An 18,464-nucleotide genomic window follows, 5' to 3' on the forward strand; every position below is an offset into this window, starting at 1 on the left:
CACACCGTTCGAGGCAATCATATGACCCAGAATATGGAAACCGATCCCTTCAACGTCTCCATGCGCAAGTTCCTGAAGCAGGTCGGCGTGACTTCGCAACAGGCAATCGAGAAAGCCGTGGCGGAGAAGGGCCTGAAAGGACAGGGCCGACTGACCGTGAGGGCCGTCATCACCTCGGAGCCGGCAGGCTTGCGCCATGTCGTGGAGGGCGAGATCGATCTTGGATGAGAGCTGCGGCTTGATCGGGGTCGGCTGCTACTTGAAGAACCGTATCTGCCCGGCGGGCGATGGATCGTATCCGCCAAGCTCGGCGGCGCGGCTGGCGAAGATTTCCTGCCCTAGCAAACGCAGGAGCGTCTGGATCCGTTGCTGGAAGTAGGTCCGCTGCCGCATCAGGAGATCGAAGCTTTCCCAGGCCAATGGAACGAAATCGAGGCCAGCGGCGCGGGCGGCCGCGCGCGTGGCAATTCCGCAATCGGCCCTACCAATGCGCACGGCAGCCGCGAGATCGGGTCCGGTCAGGCAGGGCGGCTCCAACCGGTTGACGTCGTCCTGTTTCGCGCCGGAGTCCGCCAGCAATTGCGTGAGCAGCATGTCCGCGCCTGCGCCGCGTTGACGAACCGCGATGCGTGCGCCGGTCGCAAGTACGTCGGTCAGGTTGTTGAGCGATTTTGGATTGCCTGGCGCGAGCAGCAGGCCTTGCTCGCGGCGGGCGAATCCGACCAGCACCGCATCGTAAAGCCGCGGTCTGGCCGCAATCGCGGCGACATTCGGGTCCGGGTCGGGGCTGTGGAAATGAATCGCGGCGACAGACACCTCGCCGCGCAGCAGGCGTGTCACGCCGGCTTCCGTGCCTTCCGTCAGAAAGGCCAGGCCGGAGGCTGATTGGCGGAGAGCCCATTCGAGCAGGTCGTCCTGGCTGCCACCGACGATCGGCGGCGGCTCGGATTGCGTCATTCCTGCGGGCCGGATCAACCCCGACATGACCCAACGGTCGAGTTCATGCCGAGGAAACAGCCACTTGCCCGCCACCTTGCTGCACGGGACACGCTCCTCCGCAATCAGCTCATAAAGCTTGCGCTCACCAATGCGCAGATAGTCGGCGGCTTCGGACGTCGTCAGCAAATCCATCCTGCATTGATATGCATATTCCTGTTCAGGTTCAAGGATTTGACAGTGACGGAGGAGTTGCAGGACATTGACACGGGACAGGACTGCGAGGAGCAATGTCGGAAGGGCTGGGCGCATGGCAACTGATCGCGAGCGGCGACGCCACGCTGTTTGCCATCGTGCGCCTGTCGCTCGCCGTGAGCCTTTCGGCTGTCGCGATCGCCATGATCGCCAGCCTTCCGCTGGGCGCAATTATCGCGCTGGCGCGCTTTCCCGGTCGTTCGGCGATCGTCGTGCTGCTGAACGGTTTCATGGGCCTGCCGCCGGTGGTGGTCGGGCTGACGGTCTATCTGCTGCTATCGCGATCCGGGCCGCTGGGTGAATTCGGCCTCTTGTTCACACCCGCCGCGATGGTCATCGCGCAGGCGCTACTGGTGCTGCCCATCATTGCCGCGCTGACTCGCCAGACGGTCGAGGATCTGTGGCGCGAGTATCGTGAGGAACTGACTGCGATGCAGGTCGGGCCGGCGGGCCTGGTCGCCACGCTTTTGTGGGACGGCCGCTTCAGCCTCGTCACGGCTCTGCTCGCGGGCTTCGGCAGGGCGGCGGCCGAGGTCGGCACCGTGATGATCGTCGGCGGCAACATAGATGGCTTCACCCGCACCATGACGACGGCAATCGCACTTGAAACCTCGAAGGGAAACCTGCCGCTCGCCATGGGGCTCGGCCTGATGCTGATTTTCCTCATCTTGCTGATCAACGCCGCCGCCTGGGGCGTGCGAGTTTGGTCCGAGCAACGGGCTGGCTAGGGATGCGGGCTGCTCAGAGCGATCTTCCACTTGTCCTCGATGACGTGTCGCTGGTCGCCGGTGCGACGACCATCCTGGACCGGGTGAACCTGACGATCGGGCCGCGCGCGCCGACTCTGGTCGTCGGCCCGAACGGGTCGGGCAAAACCTCCCTGCTGCGGCTCTGCATGGGGCTTGTTGCACCTTCTGCTGGAACCCTGACTTGGGGGGGACGAACGTTTTCCCCGCCGACACGGCGTGCAATCCTGTTCCAGAAGCCGGTGATGCTGCGTCGCTCGGCGGCCGCGAATGTCGCCTATGCACTGGCTCAAGCGGGCTGTCCGCGTCGGCTCCGGGCCCCGCGCGTGGAGGAACTGCTCGAGCGCGTCGGTCTTCTCGATCTCGCGGCACGTCCGGCACGGCATCTCTCCTGTGGCGAGCAGCAGCGGCTGGCCCTCGCCCGGGCCCTGGCGCGCCAGCCCGAAATCCTGCTGCTCGACGAGCCGACAGCCAGCCTCGATCCGGCGGCGACGCGTTTTGTCGAGCAGATCATCATCACGGCTGCCCAATCGGGCACGAAAATCATCATGGCGTCGCACCATCTCGGCCAAGTGCGCAGGATCGCGGCAGACGTCGTCTTTCTGCTCCGGGGGCGCGTTTGCGAGCATGCCGACGCCGACGACTTCCTTGACCGCCCCGCGACCCCGCAAGCCGCTGCCTTCGTGCGCGGCGAGCTCGTGCTTTGATCAACTGGACCGAGATTGAGATGCTGACCCGCCGAATATTCTCTGCGCTTGTGGTGCTTCTGATGCTAGCAGGCGGCGCGCCTGCCCAGGACCAGTCGATAGTCGTGGCGTCGACGACCTCGACGCAGGATTCCGGCCTGTTCGATCACATCCTGCCGCTGTTCGAGAAGAAAACCGGCATCGGCGTGAAGATTGTCGCTCAGGGCACCGGTCAGGCGCTCGACACCGGTCGGCGCGGCGATGCCGACGTGGTCTTCGTCCACGCCAAGGCGCAGGAGGAGAAGTTCATCGAGGAGGGCTTCGGGGTGAAGCGCTTCGACGTGATGTACAACGACTTCGTCCTCGTTGGCCCCAAGAGCGACCCGGCGGGCGTCAGCGGGACCAAGGACATCGCAGCCGCGCTGATTGCCATCAAAGCCAAGAAAGCGGCCTTCGTGTCGCGTGGTGACAGGTCCGGCACCCATTCGGCCGAATTGGGTCTGTGGAAGACGGCCGGCATCGACATCGAGGCGGCCAGGGGCCCGTGGTACAAGGAGATCGGGCAGGGCATGGGGGCGGCGCTCAACGCCGCGGCAGCCATGAACGCCTATACGCTTTCCGATCGTGGCACCTGGCTGTCGTTCAAGAATCGTGGCGAGTTGGACATCGCTGTCGAGGGCGACAAGCGGCTGTTCAATCAGTATGGCGTGATGCTGGTGAATCCTCACAAGCATCCAAGCGTCAAAGTGGAGGCCGGCCAGCGCTTCATCGATTGGCTGATTTCTCCGGAAGGCCAGAAGGCGATCGGAGAGTACAAGATCGACGGCCAGCAGCTCTTCTTCCCGAACGCGCAGCGCGGGCGTTCCTGAAGCTGGTTGCAAACAGGCTCGCGTCTGCTTCAATATCGCGCCATGACGAGAACGTTTTCTTCGACGGGCCCGCTGACTCTCCTGGAAGCGGCGCTCGACGCGCTGCTCGATGGTGTAATGCCCGTCACCCCCCGCTTGGTGCCGCTTGAACAAGCCTTGGGCTATGTCGCTGCCGGGATGCCGGCTGTCGTGCCGGCTCAGCCTGCGCGAGACATCGCTGCCATCGACGGCTGGGCGTGTCGCTCCCTCGACCTCGTGGGGGCATCAGCCTATTCGCCCTTAGTTTTGCCGGTCGCGCCGATCTGGGTCGAGACGGGTGAGGCCATGCCTGAAGATCGCGACTGTGTGCTGCAGGCCGGCCTCGTCGATTGCAGTGGACCGATGATCCAAGCAGCAGCTGAAGCCGTGCCCGGTCAGGGTGTGCGCCGGGCGGGCGAGGATATGGCGGCGGCCCGCCCGCCAATGCTTGAGGGAAAGGCGATCGGCGTCGCCGACCTGCTGGTCGCCCGCAAAGTGGGACTGAGCCAGCTTGCCATACGGAGCCCGCGAGTGCGCGCAATCGATGTCGCTGCCGACAGCCACGAGACATTCTCCATGCGGCTCGTGGTCGAGAGCCTGAGTGCCTCGGGCGTTTCGATTGCCGGTATAGAGACCGTAGAGCGCGACGCGGCATCGATCATTGCCGCTCTTGATGGCGAGGCCTGCGACTTTCTGCTCCTGATCGGCGGTACTGGTGACGGCCACGCCGACGTGACCGCCGAGGCTCTTGTGCGGCGCGGGGTGTTGATTGGGCACGGCATTGCCTTACGGCCCGGAGGGACAACGGCAATAGGCCGGCTCGGCAAGACACCGGTGGTCGCATTGGCCGGATCGCCGCACCAAGCCTTCGCTGGGTTTCTTGCGCTTGTCCAGCCAGTCCTGGACCGCCTGTCGGGCAGATCTGAACGGTCAGGCATCATCTTGCCGCTCTCGCGGAAAATCTCATCCGCGGTCGGACTTTACGAGCTCGTTCTGCTCGGGAAGGAACGGGATATGTGGACGCCGCTCGCCGTCGGCGACTTTTCGCTGGACGCCATGCGGCTTGCCGACGCCTGGCTTGCGGTCCCGGGCGATAGCGAGGGGTATGCCGCCGGCACGCCTGTCTCCGCCTTTCCGCTCCGCAACTTTTGATCGAGTGAGCCGCTATGACGAATTCTCCATCATCGGCCCGGCAGAACAGCGGGCAGGAGCAGTTCCTGACGATATTGTCGCGCGAAGCTGCGCTGGCGCGCTTCGAGGCAGCGCTGTTTCCCCGCCCGTTGCCGACCGAGACGCGGACGCTGGCCGACGCGCTCGGGCTGGTTCTTGCCGAGGACGTGGCGGCGCCGGTCGACGTGCCGCCCTTCGACCGCTCCAATGTCGATGGCTTCGCGGTACGTGCGGCCGATCTGGCTGCCGCCTCTGAAACCCGTCCCGTTCGGCTTGAGCTGAATGCGGAAGCGATTGCCTGCGGCACGGTTCCGCAACTCCCCGTTCTGACCGAAACCGCCACGCCCATCGCAACCGGCGGGCCGCTGCCGCGTGGTGCGGACGCGATCGTCATGGTGGAGCATACCCATCCGGCGGGGTTGAGTGCCATCGAGGTGGGGCGCGGCATCTCGCCCGGCCAGTTTGTCTCCAATGCAGGATCCGACATGGCGCGAGGAGAGGTCGTGCTGCGCACCGGAACGCAAATCGGCTCGCGCGAAATCGGCATGCTCGCCGCGTGCGGAATCGCACAAGTGGCCGTGGCGCGCAGGCCACGCGTGGCCGTGCTCTCCACTGGCGATGAACTCGTTCAGCCGGGCGAGCCGCTGCGGGCGGCCGGCATCTATGACGCCAACGGACCGATCATCGCTGCGGCGGTCACTGAAAATGGCGGCGAAGCGCATTTTCTCGGCGCCTTCCCGGACGACGAGGCAACGCTTGAGACGGCTATGCGCGAGGCGCTCGCCACCCACGACGTACTGATCCTGTCGGGCGGCACGTCCAAAGGGGCAGGGGATGTCACGCATCGCATTATCGGCCGACTGGGCAAGCCCGGCATCATCGCCCACGGCGTGGCGCTGAAGCCAGGAAAGCCGCTTTGCCTGGCGGTGTGCGGGGGCAAGCCGGTCATCGTCCTGCCGGGATTTCCGACCTCGGCCATGTTCACCTTCCATGACATGGTGGTACCCGCCCTGCGGCGCATGGCGGGGCTGCCGCCGCGCGTCGATGCTCAGGTCACCGCAAGCCTTCCGTTGCGGGTTCCTTCAGAACTCGGACGGACCGAATTCGCGATGGTCTCCCTTGTGCAAGGGCAGGGAGGATTGACGGCCTATCCGACTGGTAAGGGCTCGGGAGCGATAACATCCTTTACCCAGGCGGATGGCTTCATCCGCATCGAGGCCCTGGCCGATCACGTGCCTGCCGGTGCCGACGTGCCGGTGACGCTGTTCACGCCGCGAGTCCGCGTTCCCGACCTCGTCGTCATCGGCAGTCACTGCGTCGGCCTCGATCTGGTCGTTGGCGAACTTTCGCGTCGCGGGATTTCGGTGCGCTCGCTTTCTGTGGGAAGCCTGGGCGGTCTTGCGGCGGCCAAGCGCGGCGAGTGCGATCTCGCTCCCATCCATCTCTTCGACCCGAAGACGCGGAACTACAACGCGCCCTTCCTCGGTGACGGTCTCGAACTCGTGCCTGGCTGGCGGCGCATGCAAGGTTTGGTGTTCCGCCGAGGGGACGAGCGCTTCGAGGGCCTCGGCGCGGAGGATGCGGTCCGTGCCGCGCTCGCCGATCCCGATTGCATGATGGTCAACCGCAACCAAGGCTCGGGAACGCGTATCCTGATCGACCAACTCCTCGGCGCGGAACGCCCGGACGGCTACTGGAACCAGCCGCGCACACACAATGCCGTGGCCGCGGCTGTGGCACAGAAGCGCGCTGACTGGGGCGTCACCATTGCGCCGGTCGCGCGTGCGGCCGGGCTCGGTCTTATCCCGTTGACCGAAGAGCACTACGACTTCGCGCTGGTTTGCGCGCGAAAGGATCGGCCCGCGGTGCACGCGTTCCTCGAAGTCCTCCAGGCCGACGAGGTGCATTCGGCGCTGGAGCGCGCGGGGTTCAGCCGGCCGGGTTAGCGGCAAGCAACGCGGCCAGCCGCTCGGCTTCGGCGAGGTCCTCGACTGTGTTGGCGTTGAAGAACGGGTCCACCGGCTCTGCCGGCCAGGATACGGTGGCAAGGCCGTAGCGACTGGTCCACCGGTCGATCTTGCGCAGGCTCTCGTTGGTCAACGCATGCCGCAATTCGTCCCGCAGGGCGACTTTCCAGAGCCCGATGACCGGATGCGCCTGACCACCGGATGCCGCCACCGCCAAATCCGCCCCCTCGGTCATGCGCGCCCGCTGGAGGCGTGCAACGAGGTCGCGCGGCAGGAAAGGACAATCACCGGCGGCGCTGACCACCCACTCGACGTCGGGCCTGTTGTCCGCCGTCCAATCGAGCGCGGCGAGCATGCCGGCGAGCGGCCCCGGATAACCCTCGATCGTGTCGGCGACGACGGGCAGGCCAAAACGGGCGAAACGAACGGGGTCGCCATTGGCATTAAGAACGAGCCCGTCGCATTGCGGTCCCAGCCGTTCGATGACATGCTCGAGCATCGTGCGTCCGCCGATCACGCGCGTCGGTTTGTCCCCGCCGCCCATGCGCCGACCCAGACCGCCGGCGAGCACGACGCCCAACGTCATGGGCCGCTCAATCGTCATGCTCGGCACCCTTGCGGCGGTGGCGCGGCGCTTCCTCATCGACCGAAGCGATATCCTGGTCGAAGACGATCCGCTCCTGGCCCGAAAGTGCGGTGAAGCGCTTGCCGCGCGCCCGGCCGACCAGCGTCAGCCCCACTTGGCGGGCCAGCGCCACGCCCCAGGCGGTGAAGCCGGAACGCGAAACCAGAATGGGAATGCCCATCCGAACCGTCTTGATCGTCATCTCGGAGGTCAGCCGCCCGGTCGTGTACATGATCTTGTCCCCCGGATCGATGGCGTGGCGGTACATCCAGCCGGCGATCTTGTCGACAGCGTTATGGCGGCCGACGTCTTCCATATAGCAGATTGGCGTGCCCTCTCTGCAAAGGACGCAGCCATGGATCGCGCCTGCCTCCAGATAGAGCGACGGCGTGGTGTTGATTTTGTGCGTCAGCTCGTAGAGCCAGGAGGTGCGAAGCTCAGCGGGCGGGAGCGTAATGTCTTCGATCGCCTCCAGCACGTCGCCGAAGGCAGTGCCTTGGGCGCAACCCGAAGTCTGCGTTCGCTTTCTGAGCTTCTGCTCGTAGTCGGTGTTGCGCTCGGTGCGAACGACCACGACCTGGAGGTCCTCGTCATACTCGACGTCCGTCACCACATCGGTGGGCAGAAGCATGTTCTGGTTCAGCAGATAGCCGAGCGCAAGATATTCAGGATAGTCGTTGACCGTCATCATCGTGACGATCTCCTGAGCGTTGAGATAGAGCGTCAGGGCACGTTCGATCGGTACGCGGACCTCTACCGCCGCGCCTGTATGGTCGACGCCCGCAACCAGCTCCGTCAGCCGTTGGTCTTGCGGATCGGGTGTGATGATAGCGTGTTCCGGTTGGCGTAGCATCAAAGGCATGGCAGTCTCCTGACGTCGTATTCTGGCTCGCGCCTGCGCTAGCTTGCCGTATCTTACAGGCTGTTCAACCGAAGCTGATTAAAAAAAGCCGGATTGATGCGATTACGAAGAAGCCGACACGCTCGTAGAGTGGGAATATAAATGGCGCAAATCTCGGATGACTGCTTCGCTTTCGGCGGACAGATGCGGCCCATCGACGAGACTGCCGCGCTGATCGCCTCGAAACTCAGCGCCGTAGAGGAGGTCGAGACGGTCCCGCTCTTGCTGGCGGATGGGCGCGTCCTGGCAAAAGAGATGGTGGCATCGCTGGCGCTGCCGCCCTTCACCAATTCCGCGGTCGACGGCTACGCCGTGCGAGGGGCAGATCTGCCGCAGACCGTCGAGACGGCATTCGCCGTTGCCGGGAGGGTTCAGGCCGGCATGGCGGCGAATGAACCTGTGCGGCCGGGCCAGACGGTACGCATCTTCACTGGCGCTCCAATGCCCGACGGGGCCGACACGGTGTTCATGCAGGAAGACGTGAGCATCGACGGCTCCGGCAGGATCCTTCTCCCGCCCGGCCTGAAAAAGGGTGCCAATGTGCGCCCTGCGGGTGAAGATGTCGCATTGGGCGAGACCGTCCTCCCGGCGGGCCATCGGATGCGGCCGCAAGATATCGCGCTCGCCGCCGCATTGGGGTTCACGGAACTCCAGGTTAGGCGCAGGATACGCGTCGCAGTGTTCTCGACCGGAGACGAAATCGTCGCGCCGGGAGACATGCGCGGACAGGCGCAGCTTTTCGACTCCAACCGTTTCATGCTGACGGCGATGCTCGCTCGACTCTGCTGCGACATCACCGATCTCGGTATCCTCGTGGACGATGGTAGCCTGATCGCTGAAAAGCTGAGCGAAGCGGCATTGAGCCATGACCTGATCCTGACTTCGGGCGGTGTGTCGACGGGCGAGGCAGATTGCGTGAAGGCCGCCGTCGAGAGTGCCGGAACCCTGGTGTTCTGGCGCGTCGCGATCAAGCCGGGCCGGCCGGTCGCCATGGGGGTGATCGATGGAACCCCGCTGATCGGACTTCCTGGCAATCCGGTGGCGAGCTTCGTCACCTTCGCGCATATTGCCCGCCCGGCAATCCTCGCCCTTGCGGGGGCCCTCCAGCAACCACCGACCCCGATCGCTATGCGGGCCGCCTTTTCCTATAGCAAAAAGCAGGGACGGCGCGAGTATGTGCGAGCAAGCGTACGCGCGGCCGCGGATGGATGCTACGAAGCGACGAAGTTTCCCAGGGAAGGCGCAGGACTGTTGTCATCCCTGGTCGCGACCGACGGTCTCGTCGAGTTGGGAGAGGAGATAGTCCGTGTCGAGCCAGGTCACACGGTCCAGTTCCTCCCCTATTCCAGTCTTATGTGAGCGCCGTCGGATCGCGTCCTCGAAACGAGAGCCGCAACCCAGGCTCGATTGACGCGGCCAGGTCCCGTCGGGCATCATGCCGACCATGATAACCACGGCGAAGCTGGATCTGACCGGGCTTAAGTGCCCTTTGCCCGCGCTCAAGACCCGCAAGGCGTTGAAAGCCTTGAGGCCAGGCGAGCGGCTCGAGGTTCACTGCACGGACCCGCTGGCGGTCATCGATATCCCCAATCTGCTCAACGAGATGGGCGAGCGACTTGAAGCGACGGAGCGCGACGGCGATCGCGTCGTGTTCATGATCGAAAAGACGCAGCCCGCGACGATGTGACGAGTTGCACCCCGTCGGCGGCGGCCCCAAGATTTGCGAGGCAATGCTTGCGCTGGTCGTGCAGGGGACATGTCGTGCCTCATAGTCGACATCCTGGTCCGCGGGGGTATCGTTAAGAGGTAAGGGCGTTTCACTCGGGGAGGTGAGCACATGACGATCCAGGAACGACGGCCGCGTGATCGCGGACCAAAGGGCAGGCCGCTGGATGACGCCGCGCTCGCCGAGGTCCAGGCGCTCCTGGGCGCGCGCCAGCGACGGCGCGACTTGCTGATCGAATTCCTTCATCTGATCCAGGACCGATATGGCTGCCTGTCGGCGCGGCATTTGCGGGCGCTGGCGCAAGATATGCGCTTGTCGCAGGCCGAGGTCTACGAGGTGGCGACCTTCTACGACCATTTCGACGTTGTGAAGGAAGGCGAGATCCCGCCGGCGCCGTTGACAATCCGCGTGTGCGATTCAGTGAGTTGCATGCTGGCGGGCGCCGACACGCTCCTGGCCGAATTGCAAGCGGGCGCCGATCCAGCGGCGATCAGGGTCATGCGTGCGCCCTGCATGGGCCGTTGCGCTGGCGCGCCTGCCGCGCGTATCGGTGATCGCGAGGTCGACCAGGCAACCGCCGAGGGCCTGAGGCGCATGGCCGCGGCAGCGGAGACCGGTGTGAGCCTGCCCGATTATGTCGGGCTGGAGGCGTATCGGCAGGCGGGCGGCTACCAGCTTTTGCAGCGGGTACGGATTGGGGCGCTGACCACGGACGAGCTCATCGCCACCCTGGGCGATGCAGGCTTGAGGGGTCTGGGCGGTGCGGGCTTTCCCGCTGGCAAGAAGTGGCAGTTCGTGCGTTCCTATCCGGGCCCGCGTCTGATGTCGATCAATGGCGACGAGGGGGAGCCCGGCACCTTCAAGGACCGCATCTATCTCGAGCGAGATCCGCACCGTGCCTTTGAGGGTGCATTGATCGCGGCGCACGCCGTCGAGGCGGAACGGATCTATCTTTACATGCGTGACGAATACCCTGCGGTGCTCGCCATTCTTCGTCAGGAGATCGCCGCACTCGAGGCCACCGGCATCGTCAAGCCGGGCTTCATCGAGCTCCGCCGCGGCGCTGGTGCGTATATCTGCGGCGAGGAGAGTGCGATGCTGGAAAGCATCGAGGGCAAGCGCGGCATGCCGCGCCACCGCCCCCCCTACATCGCCGAGGTCGGCCTGTTCGGACGACCGACGCTCAACCATAATGTCGAGACGCTCTGGTGGATCCGCGACATCGTCGAAAAGGGCGCGCAATGGTTCGCTGCGCAGGGCAGGCCCGGCCACCCTGGCATCCGCTCATGGTCCGTATCCGGCCGGGTGAAAAATCCCGGCGTCAAGCTGGCGCCGGCCGGCGTCACGGTACGCGAATTGATCGACGACTATTGCGGCGGTATGGCGGACGGTCATGAGTTCAAGGCCTATTTGCCGGGTGGCGCCTCAGGCGGCATCCTGCCAGCAGCACTGGGGGACATTCCGCTCGATTTCGGCGGCGATCTGGCCAAGCAGGGCGCCTTCGTCGGCTCCCATGCTATAGTCGTGTTCTCGCGGGCCGACAATATAAAGCAGGTCACGCTCAACCTCATGAAATTCTTCAAACATGAGAGCTGCGGGAAGTGCACGCCTTGTCGCGAGGGAACCGAAAAGTTGGTGGCTATCTTGCAGGAGCAGGGCCCGATGCCGGAAGATAAGATTCGCGACCTCGAAGCCGTGATGCGCGATTCGTCGATCTGCGGCCTGGGCCAGGCGGCGCCCAATCCGATCAACCATCTGCTGACGCATTTCCGGAGTGACCTCTGATGGCCGAGAGCGTGGTATTCACCCTCAATGGGCAAACCGTGAGCGCCGCCCCTGGCGAGACTATCTGGGATGTCGCCAAGCGCCAGGGAACAAAGATTCCGCATCTGTGCCATGTCGACATGCCGGGCTATCGTCCCGACGGCAATTGCCGCGCCTGCATGGTCGACATCGAAGGCGAGCGCGTGCTGGCTGCCTCCTGCGTTCGCCAGCCTTCCGCCGGCATGGTCGTGAAAACCGATACCGAACGCGCCCGCAAATCGCGCGAGATGGTATTCGAGCTTCTCGCAAGCAACATGCGACCGGCGAGCGACGGTCCAGACAACCAGTCGGCATTCTGGCAATGGGCCGGTTCGATGGGGATTTCGGGCAGCCGATACCGTTCCAAGTTCACCGAGGAGGGGCTAGCGCCAGAATTCGACATCACCAATCCGGCCATTGCCGTCAATCTCGACGCGTGCATCACCTGCGGCGCTTGCGTGCGCGCCTGCCGCGAGGTGCAGGTCAACGACGTGATCGGCATGGCCGAGCGCGGCAATCACTCGATTCCTGTCTTCGATATGCACGATCCGATGGGCCTGTCGACCTGCGTCACCTGTGGCGAATGCGTCCAGGCTTGCCCGACTGGTGCGCTCTACGAGAAATCGCTGATGGACGAGACCGGCAAGACGCGTGTCGTCCAGGCGTTCGACAAGGTCGTCGATACGGTTTGCCCGTTTTGCGGCGTTGGCTGCCAGACGCAGGTCGCTGTCAAGGACAATAAAATTGTCCAGGTTGACGGCCGTAACGGTCCGGCGAACGAGAACCGGCTCTGCGTCAAGGGGCGCTTTGGCTTCGACTATGTGATGTCGCCCGAACGGCTGACGAAGCCGCTGATCCGTCGCGACGACGCGCCGAAGGCCGGCGACATTGATCTGCGCAGTGTCGACCCGCTGACAGTGTTCCGCGAGGCCAGCTGGGAAGAGGCGCTGGAGCGCGCTGCCAGCGGGCTGAAACGCATCCGCGACCAGCATGGTGGCAAGGCGCTGGCTGGCTTCGGCTCGGCAAAGGGGTCGAATGAGGAGGCCTATCTCTTCCAGAAATTCGTCCGGCAGGGTTTCGGCACCAACAATATCGACCACTGCACCCGGCTCTGCCACGCCTCTTCCGTGGCCGCTCTGATGGAGGGCGTCGGCTCTGGCGCGGTCTCGGCGCCTTTCATGGACGCCATGAAGGCCGAATGCGTGATCATCATCGGGGCGCGGCCGGCGACAAACCATCCAGTGGCCGCCACCTATTTCAAGCAAGCGGCAAAGCGCGGCACCAAGCTGATCGTGATGGATCCGCGCGGCCAGGAACTGATGCGCCACGCCAGCTATGCGCTGCGCTTCAAGCCGGGCAGCGACGTGGCGATGCTCAACGCGCTGCTGCACGTCATCATAGAAGAGAGGCTCTATGACGAGCAGTACATCCAGGCCAATGTCTCCGGCTTCGAGGCATTGAAGGCCAAGGTGAAGGATTTTTCGCCCGAGGCGATGGCTCCCGTCTGCGGCATCGAGGCCGGTGTACTGCGCGAGGTGGCGCGCACCTATGCCAAGGCGGAGCGCTCGATGATTTTTTGGGGCATGGGCATTTCGCAGCACACCCACGGCACGGACAATTCGCGCTGCCTGATCGCGCTGGCGCTGATCACGGGGCATGTCGGGCGCGCCGGCACAGGCCTGCATCCGCTGCGCGGCCAGAACAATGTCCAGGGCGCCTCGGACGCGGGCCTCATCCCGATGTATTTCCCCGACTACAAATCGGTGGAGAATGCCGATATCCGCGGCCAGTACGAGAATTTCTGGGGCCAGACGCTCGACCCCAAACGCGGCTTGACCGTCGTCGAGATCGTCGACGCGATCCATGACGGCGAGATCCGGGGCATGTACATCATGGGCGAGAACCCGGCCATGTCCGATCCGGACCAGAGCCATGCGCGCGCCGCACTCGCCAAGCTAGAGCATCTGGTTGTTCAGGACATCTTCCTGACCGAAACAGCGTGGCATGCCGACGTGGTGCTCCCTGCCTCCGCGCATGCTGAGAAGCTCGGCACTTACACCAATACCAATCGGCAGGTGCAGATCGGCCGGCCGGCCGTCAACCTGCCGGGCGAGGCGCGGCAGGATCTCGATCTCATCATCGAGCTTGCCAGACGCATGGGGCTGGACTGGAACTACGGGCACGTTTCGGACGTCTTCGGCGAAATGGCGCAAGTAATGCCGTCGCTGAAGCACATTTCCTGGGAGCGCATCGAACGCGAGGAGTCCGTCGTCTATCCTGCCGATGGTCCTGATGTTCCTGGCAACGAGATCGTCTTCACCACCGGGTTTCCGACCGCGGATGGCCGCGGGCGCATCGTGCCCGCCGACCTCCTGCCTCCCGACGAGGTGCCCGACGACGAATATCCTCTGGTGCTAACCACCGGGCGCCTGCTGGAGCACTGGCACACGGGCGCCATGACACGCCGCGCCGGGGTGCTCAACGCGATCGAGCCCTACGGCATTGCTGCAATGAATCCCTACGAGATCAAGCGCCGCGGGCTGGCGCAGGGAGACGTGATCAACGTGGAGACGCGGCGCGGCATTGTCGAAGCCATTCTGCGGGCCGATCGAGAGGTCGCCGATGGCATGGTGTTCATGCCGTTCTGCTTTAATGAGAGCCCGGCCAACATGCTTACCAATCCTATGCTCGATCCTTACGGCAAGATCCCCGAGTTCAAATATTGTGCCGCGCGGATCGTGGCGGCATCGAGATCGGTCGAAGCTGCCGAATGACGTTTGGAACCTGCCCGCGGAGGTGGTGTTGGGAGACGGCTGACTTGAGGAAGTCCATTGCTCGACGGCCGCCGGAATAGTCGGGCAGGCCGTCGCGAAGGCTCGCGACAGGTGGGAGGGGCTCTGTCGGCGGCCAGATGTCAGCCATAGTTGTGCGGAACGCCCTCAACTCGGCGTTCTTCTCGCGAGGTTTGATTTGGCTGAAGGCGACGCGAGATGCCATCACCGGCCGACCAGCAGCAGCCTTCTGACGAGTGCTGCTGTTAGAGTGTTTCGTTAGGATAGACGCCCCAAAGGCGGGTTTGCCTGACGAAACCTGCCAGCGACTTGACCGCGACCCTGCACCATTGCCCGTCGCAGCGCACCAGTTCGACAATTACTTCCGGCGCCAGCCAGGCGGTGACGAGGCTGGAAACCGAAGGCTTCCGGCGCAGCGCGATCTTGTCCTTGCTCCATGGGGCGGTTACAGCGGTCCTTCGCCCCGAAAGAAGCGGACCGAAGACCCAGCCGGATGTTCCCTGCCAGTCTCGCACGCGCCGCCAGTTTCCATATTCCTGGTAGATTTCAAGCGGAATCCTGGGCCGGACATAAACCCATTCGACGTCATATTGGGTGCCCGGTCCGACCCGCATATTCACAGGAGAACTCTTCAACGACGCGAAGCGGGGCAAGGCAATCCCGTTGACAGCAGCTTGAGGGCCGGCCTTTGTGACAGTTGCAACACATAGTGCAGCGATGAGGCAACAACGAAGGACGCTACCCGTGACGAAAAAGCCGCAACCGGTGTCTTGATAAGTCGACGAGACGACGTTGCTCCGAGGCGCACAACCGCGGCGTCTCACGGCGAAGCCCCATGCGAAGGATTGAAGAGGGCTCGAGGACATCTTTCGATATTGCCGCGTGGTCCTGGTGAGACAACGTCGGGAGAGGCGAGTTGCAGCGTTCGCATGGGCCTTCGGTCCCACCTACCGAGTGAGCGCGTAGCAATCGATTTTTTTGAGCGCCAGTCGCCCGCAAGCGCGCCACGCTTCCGACTTGTTGTCGAAGCCGGCATATCGGGCGCGGTAGTACACATCGCCATCTTTTTCGAAGGCCTCGGTAAAAGCAGAAGTGTTCGAAAGCAGTTTTGGCGCTTTGCGAGCCGCCAGTGAAAGGATTTCACGAGCTGCGGCCTTGCTTGGCATCGATCCAATCTGGATGATCCATTGACCTTCTTGGGTGGAAGCGGTGCTGATCGGATCGATGGCATCGGCAGACAAGGCCTGCTCCCTGGACACATCGCCCATCGCCTCAGCGGCGAAAGCGGCTCGGGAATCGGCCACCCGGGCTGGCTTCCACGTCGGAGTGGGCACCGATGCGTTCGAAGCCGCGGAGGCGACCAATGCGCTTTCTCCGCCACGATCGATCCTGAACCGGTCCGGACCGTTGGAAGCCTTAGCCAGATAGCGGCTGATGAGACGCTTCATGCGTGCATCTCGGCTCCTGACCGTATGTCCGCCCATCACCACCGCGACGATGCTGCGGCCCTGCGCCTCGACGGAAGAAACCAGGTTGAAGCCCGAGGCATTCGTGTATCCCGTTTTGATCCCATCCACGCCCTTCACCCGGCCGAGCAGATGGTTGTGATTGCCGAAGCGCCGACCTTTGTATTTGAAGGATCGGGTGTTGAAGTAGGAATAATAGCCAGGGTGATGATCCCTGAGCGCCAGGCCAAGGCGTGCCATGTCGCGCGCCGTGGTCTTCTGGGCTGTGTCGGGCAGTCCGTTAGCGTTCCTGAACGTGGTGGAGGTCATTCCCAACTGTCGTGCTTTTTGCGTCATGAGACGTGCAAAGCCGACCTCCGACCCGCCGAGGAACTCGCCAATGGCCGTCGCGGCATCGTTGGCGGACTTCGTTACCAGGGCCAATATGACCTGTTCGACGGTGATCGTTTGACCCTGCTTCAGTCCGAGTTTGGAGGGAGCCTCGTTGGCGGCATTGGCCGACACCGGTATCGCCGTGCCTTTCGAGATCCTGCCGCTCTCGAGCGCGTCGAAGATGAGGTAGAGCGTCATCATCTTGGTGAGAGACGCTGGATAGCGCGGAGCGTCCGCATGATCTCTGTAGAGGGTCTTGCCTGTCTTGGCATCGATGACAATGCCTGAAAATCTGGAATTGGCCTGCACGGCGGAAGCAGAGGCGGCGCAAAACACGATGACGACCGAGATCCTCAAGGCGAATTTCAACAATGACGCCGGCAAGGCGACAAGCTTCTCCAATATCAGATACATCCGCCCGCCCGTCGCCGCTCCGTGTAAAATGTGGCCGGGCGAGCCGGCCATCGGATCACGAAGCTAGGCAGGCACCGTTACCAATTGGTTATCGCATTCTTAACGAGAGGCCTCAAATTGTCTCGGCTCTATCCCTCGATTCCGCACCAGATAAGGTCGGCCGCCGTGACGGTTCGCGGAACGCCGCACGGCTCGAGGCGCGCATCGATTGCGGCGCCGACTACCAGGATGCTTCCGCGGAAGACAAGCCGATCTTGCTAGAAGATTCTATTCTACATCCTCAGGTCCGTACCCTAAGCGCTTGCTCCAGCCTGTCGGCGATTTGTGTGACGATATAGGCAATCACCATGTAGATCACGACGGCAATTACGAAGGCTTCGAGATAGTAGAAATTCAACGCGGCGGTCAGCTGTGACTGCGCGAAGATATCGACAACCTCGATGGCGAATCCGAGTGAAAGCGCCTTCATGATAACCATCATCGAGGTTGTCAGATCGGGAATTGCTGTCAGGGCGACCTGGGGAAATAGCACCCGTCGAAACAATTGGCCCCTTGTATAGCCAAGCGAATAGGCTGCGTCTGCCTGACCGGTGTCAAAGGCGTTGAGGGCTCCCTTGATAATCTCGGCCTGGAACGCCGCGACACAGCCGGTCACCGCAATGACAAGGATAACCCAATTGGGCGTTTGGTGGGCGTTGAAGTCTATGCCAACCAATGAAAACAGAAACTGAAGCGCGGGGGGAAGACCGAAATAGGCGAGGAAGATCACGATCACCATCGGAACGCCCTTGAAGACGACCTTGTAGGCCATGACGAGCTCTCGCAGTGCGGGAATCCGTCTATATTCCACGAGCGCAAACAGGCTGCCGACCATCGTCGAGAGCACGAAGATCGTGAGGGCCATTGCAAGCGTTACGGGTACGGCGCCCAGAATTTCCCGCGAGTCTTGGAGCAGGATATCGGTCTCAAACATGGTCAAATACCCTTGTTAGGTCACACGCTCGCGATCAGTGTGTTCTTGATCTGAGCAGGTGACGTAGCCTCTGGTGCCTGCATCGGGGAACGAAGCTCGAAGAAGCGGACGATGAGCCATGCGATCAGGCACATCACCGAATAGATGACCGCCAGCACGAGATAGGTTTCGAACTGGTACTGATTATAGTCGCGCTCCATGATCAAATGCGCGGTCGCCATGACATCCGCCGCCCCGATGTACATCACCAGCGCAACGTTATGGATCAGGTAGATGACGGAGTTCCCGTAGCCCGGCAATGCGAAGTGCACTGCTTGTGGCCCGATGACCCGCGTGATTTTCTGGCGAAAGGTATATCCAAGACTGTCTGCCGCATCATGCTGGCCGCGATCGACGGCCAGATATGCAGGTCGCAGGACTTCTGACAGGTAGCCGCCGTGATAAAAGCTCAATGCCACCATCGCAGCGATCGTCGGCGAGAAAAAATCTTCGGAGCCGAACAGGATTACCAGCAAGGGAAGCCCGTAAAACGCAACGAACAATTGGAGGACGACGGGAACACTCCGGGCATAGGATACGTAGAGATCCGCCAGGTGACTGATCACTGGCACCCTGCGGACCCGGAGTGTTGTCGCAAGGAGAGCTAGGCAGAACCCAGCAATGAGGGCCGTAAAAGTGATGGCCAGCGTCAGCGGCAACGCCGAGAGCAACTCGGGAATCATAGCAGAAACGTCCACTTGGAACA

Annotated in this window: 17 protein-coding genes; 10 read left to right on the top strand and 7 right to left on the bottom strand. The window is 63.0% G+C overall.

What is annotated here, in order from left to right:
* Window positions 1-21: 21 nt before the first annotated feature.
* Window positions 22-228: a DUF6494 family protein gene (locus FJ959_RS13980; RefSeq protein WP_140499366.1), complete on the top strand. Its 207-nt coding sequence runs from the start codon at window positions 22-24 to the stop codon at window positions 226-228.
* A gap of 27 nt (window positions 229-255) precedes the next feature.
* Here the strand turns inward: FJ959_RS13980 and FJ959_RS13985 are convergent, their stop codons facing one another.
* Window positions 256-1,131 (bottom strand): helix-turn-helix transcriptional regulator, encoded by an 876-nt coding sequence (locus FJ959_RS13985; RefSeq protein ID WP_140521328.1) that lies wholly within the window; start codon window positions 1,129-1,131, stop codon window positions 256-258.
* A gap of 95 nt (window positions 1,132-1,226) precedes the next feature.
* Here FJ959_RS13985 and FJ959_RS13990 point away from each other — a divergent pair, with 95 nt between their 5' ends.
* From FJ959_RS13990 to FJ959_RS14010, 5 genes are all read left to right on the top strand, one after another.
* The gene (locus FJ959_RS13990) at window positions 1,227-1,919 is read left to right on the top strand and encodes an ABC transporter permease (protein ID WP_140630402.1); all 693 of its coding nucleotides are present in this window, start codon (window positions 1,227-1,229) and stop codon (window positions 1,917-1,919) included.
* Between the two features lie 2 nt (window positions 1,920-1,921).
* Entirely contained in the window at window positions 1,922-2,644 is a 723-nt protein-coding gene (locus FJ959_RS13995; protein WP_140630405.1) for an ATP-binding cassette domain-containing protein, read from the top strand.
* Window positions 2,645-2,706: 62 nt separating this feature from the next.
* Window positions 2,707-3,492 (top strand): extracellular solute-binding protein, encoded by a 786-nt coding sequence (locus tag FJ959_RS14000; RefSeq protein ID WP_224519050.1) that lies wholly within the window; start codon window positions 2,707-2,709, stop codon window positions 3,490-3,492.
* A 42-nt stretch (window positions 3,493-3,534) separates the two neighbouring features.
* Window positions 3,535-4,662 (top strand): molybdopterin-binding protein, encoded by a 1,128-nt coding sequence (locus FJ959_RS14005; protein ID WP_140630406.1) that lies wholly within the window; start codon window positions 3,535-3,537, stop codon window positions 4,660-4,662.
* Between the two features lie 14 nt (window positions 4,663-4,676).
* Window positions 4,677-6,626 (top strand): molybdopterin biosynthesis protein, encoded by a 1,950-nt coding sequence (locus FJ959_RS14010; RefSeq protein WP_140630408.1) that lies wholly within the window; start codon window positions 4,677-4,679, stop codon window positions 6,624-6,626.
* Here the strand turns inward: FJ959_RS14010 and mobA are convergent.
* Together mobA and FJ959_RS14020 are read right to left on the bottom strand one after the other, a co-directional pair.
* On the bottom strand, window positions 6,610-7,251 hold the full coding sequence (gene mobA, locus FJ959_RS14015; RefSeq protein ID WP_181171911.1) for a molybdenum cofactor guanylyltransferase MobA: 642 nt from the start codon (window positions 7,249-7,251) through the stop codon (window positions 6,610-6,612). The genes FJ959_RS14010 and mobA overlap by 17 nt on opposite strands.
* Window positions 7,241-8,125 carry a formate dehydrogenase accessory sulfurtransferase FdhD gene (locus FJ959_RS14020; protein ID WP_140630821.1) on the bottom strand — a complete coding sequence of 295 codons (885 nt, stop codon included), beginning with the start codon at window positions 8,123-8,125 and terminating at the stop codon, window positions 7,241-7,243. Before FJ959_RS14020 ends, mobA begins: the two co-directional genes overlap by 11 nt.
* A gap of 150 nt (window positions 8,126-8,275) precedes the next feature.
* On the opposite strand from FJ959_RS14020, the gene glp reads away from it, so the two are divergent.
* The 4 genes from glp (at window position 8,276) to fdhF (ending at window position 14,476) form a co-directional block, all read left to right on the top strand.
* Window positions 8,276-9,532 carry a gephyrin-like molybdotransferase Glp gene (gene glp, locus FJ959_RS14025; protein ID WP_140630410.1) on the top strand — a complete coding sequence of 419 codons (1,257 nt, stop codon included), beginning with the start codon at window positions 8,276-8,278 and terminating at the stop codon, window positions 9,530-9,532.
* A 76-nt stretch (window positions 9,533-9,608) separates the two neighbouring features.
* Window positions 9,609-9,860, top strand: a complete 252-nt coding sequence (locus FJ959_RS14030; protein ID WP_224671395.1) for a sulfurtransferase TusA family protein — start codon at window positions 9,609-9,611, stop codon at window positions 9,858-9,860.
* 150 nt (window positions 9,861-10,010) lie between these two features.
* Window positions 10,011-11,684, top strand: coding sequence for an NAD(P)H-dependent oxidoreductase subunit E (locus FJ959_RS14035; RefSeq protein WP_140630412.1), 1,674 nt, complete (start codon window positions 10,011-10,013; stop codon window positions 11,682-11,684).
* Complete coding sequence (fdhF, locus tag FJ959_RS14040; RefSeq protein ID WP_140630415.1) at window positions 11,684-14,476, top strand: formate dehydrogenase subunit alpha; 2,793 nt, start codon at window positions 11,684-11,686, stop codon at window positions 14,474-14,476. Before FJ959_RS14035 ends, fdhF begins: the two co-directional genes overlap by 1 nt.
* 263 nt (window positions 14,477-14,739) lie before the next feature.
* Here fdhF and FJ959_RS32295 read toward each other — a convergent pair whose 3' ends face one another.
* From FJ959_RS32295 to FJ959_RS14060, 4 genes are all read right to left on the bottom strand, one after another.
* On the bottom strand, window positions 14,740-15,114 hold the full coding sequence (locus FJ959_RS32295; protein WP_281405485.1) for an SH3 domain-containing protein: 375 nt from the start codon (window positions 15,112-15,114) through the stop codon (window positions 14,740-14,742).
* Window positions 15,115-15,441: 327 nt separating this feature from the next.
* A complete protein-coding gene (locus tag FJ959_RS14050) occupies window positions 15,442-16,797 on the bottom strand; it encodes a D-alanyl-D-alanine carboxypeptidase family protein (RefSeq protein ID WP_246675682.1) in 1,356 nt (451 codons plus the stop codon).
* A gap of 229 nt (window positions 16,798-17,026) precedes the next feature.
* The gene (locus FJ959_RS14055; RefSeq protein WP_140559903.1) at window positions 17,027-17,719 is read right to left on the bottom strand and encodes an amino acid ABC transporter permease; all 693 of its coding nucleotides are present in this window, start codon (window positions 17,717-17,719) and stop codon (window positions 17,027-17,029) included.
* Window positions 17,720-17,739: 20 nt separating this feature from the next.
* Window positions 17,740-18,456, bottom strand: a complete 717-nt coding sequence (locus FJ959_RS14060; protein WP_140559902.1) for an amino acid ABC transporter permease — start codon at window positions 18,454-18,456, stop codon at window positions 17,740-17,742.
* Window positions 18,457-18,464: the final 8 nt, after the last annotated feature.

The organism is Mesorhizobium sp. B2-2-4, assembly GCF_006442375.1.
Lineage (GTDB): Bacteria > Pseudomonadota > Alphaproteobacteria > Rhizobiales > Rhizobiaceae > Mesorhizobium.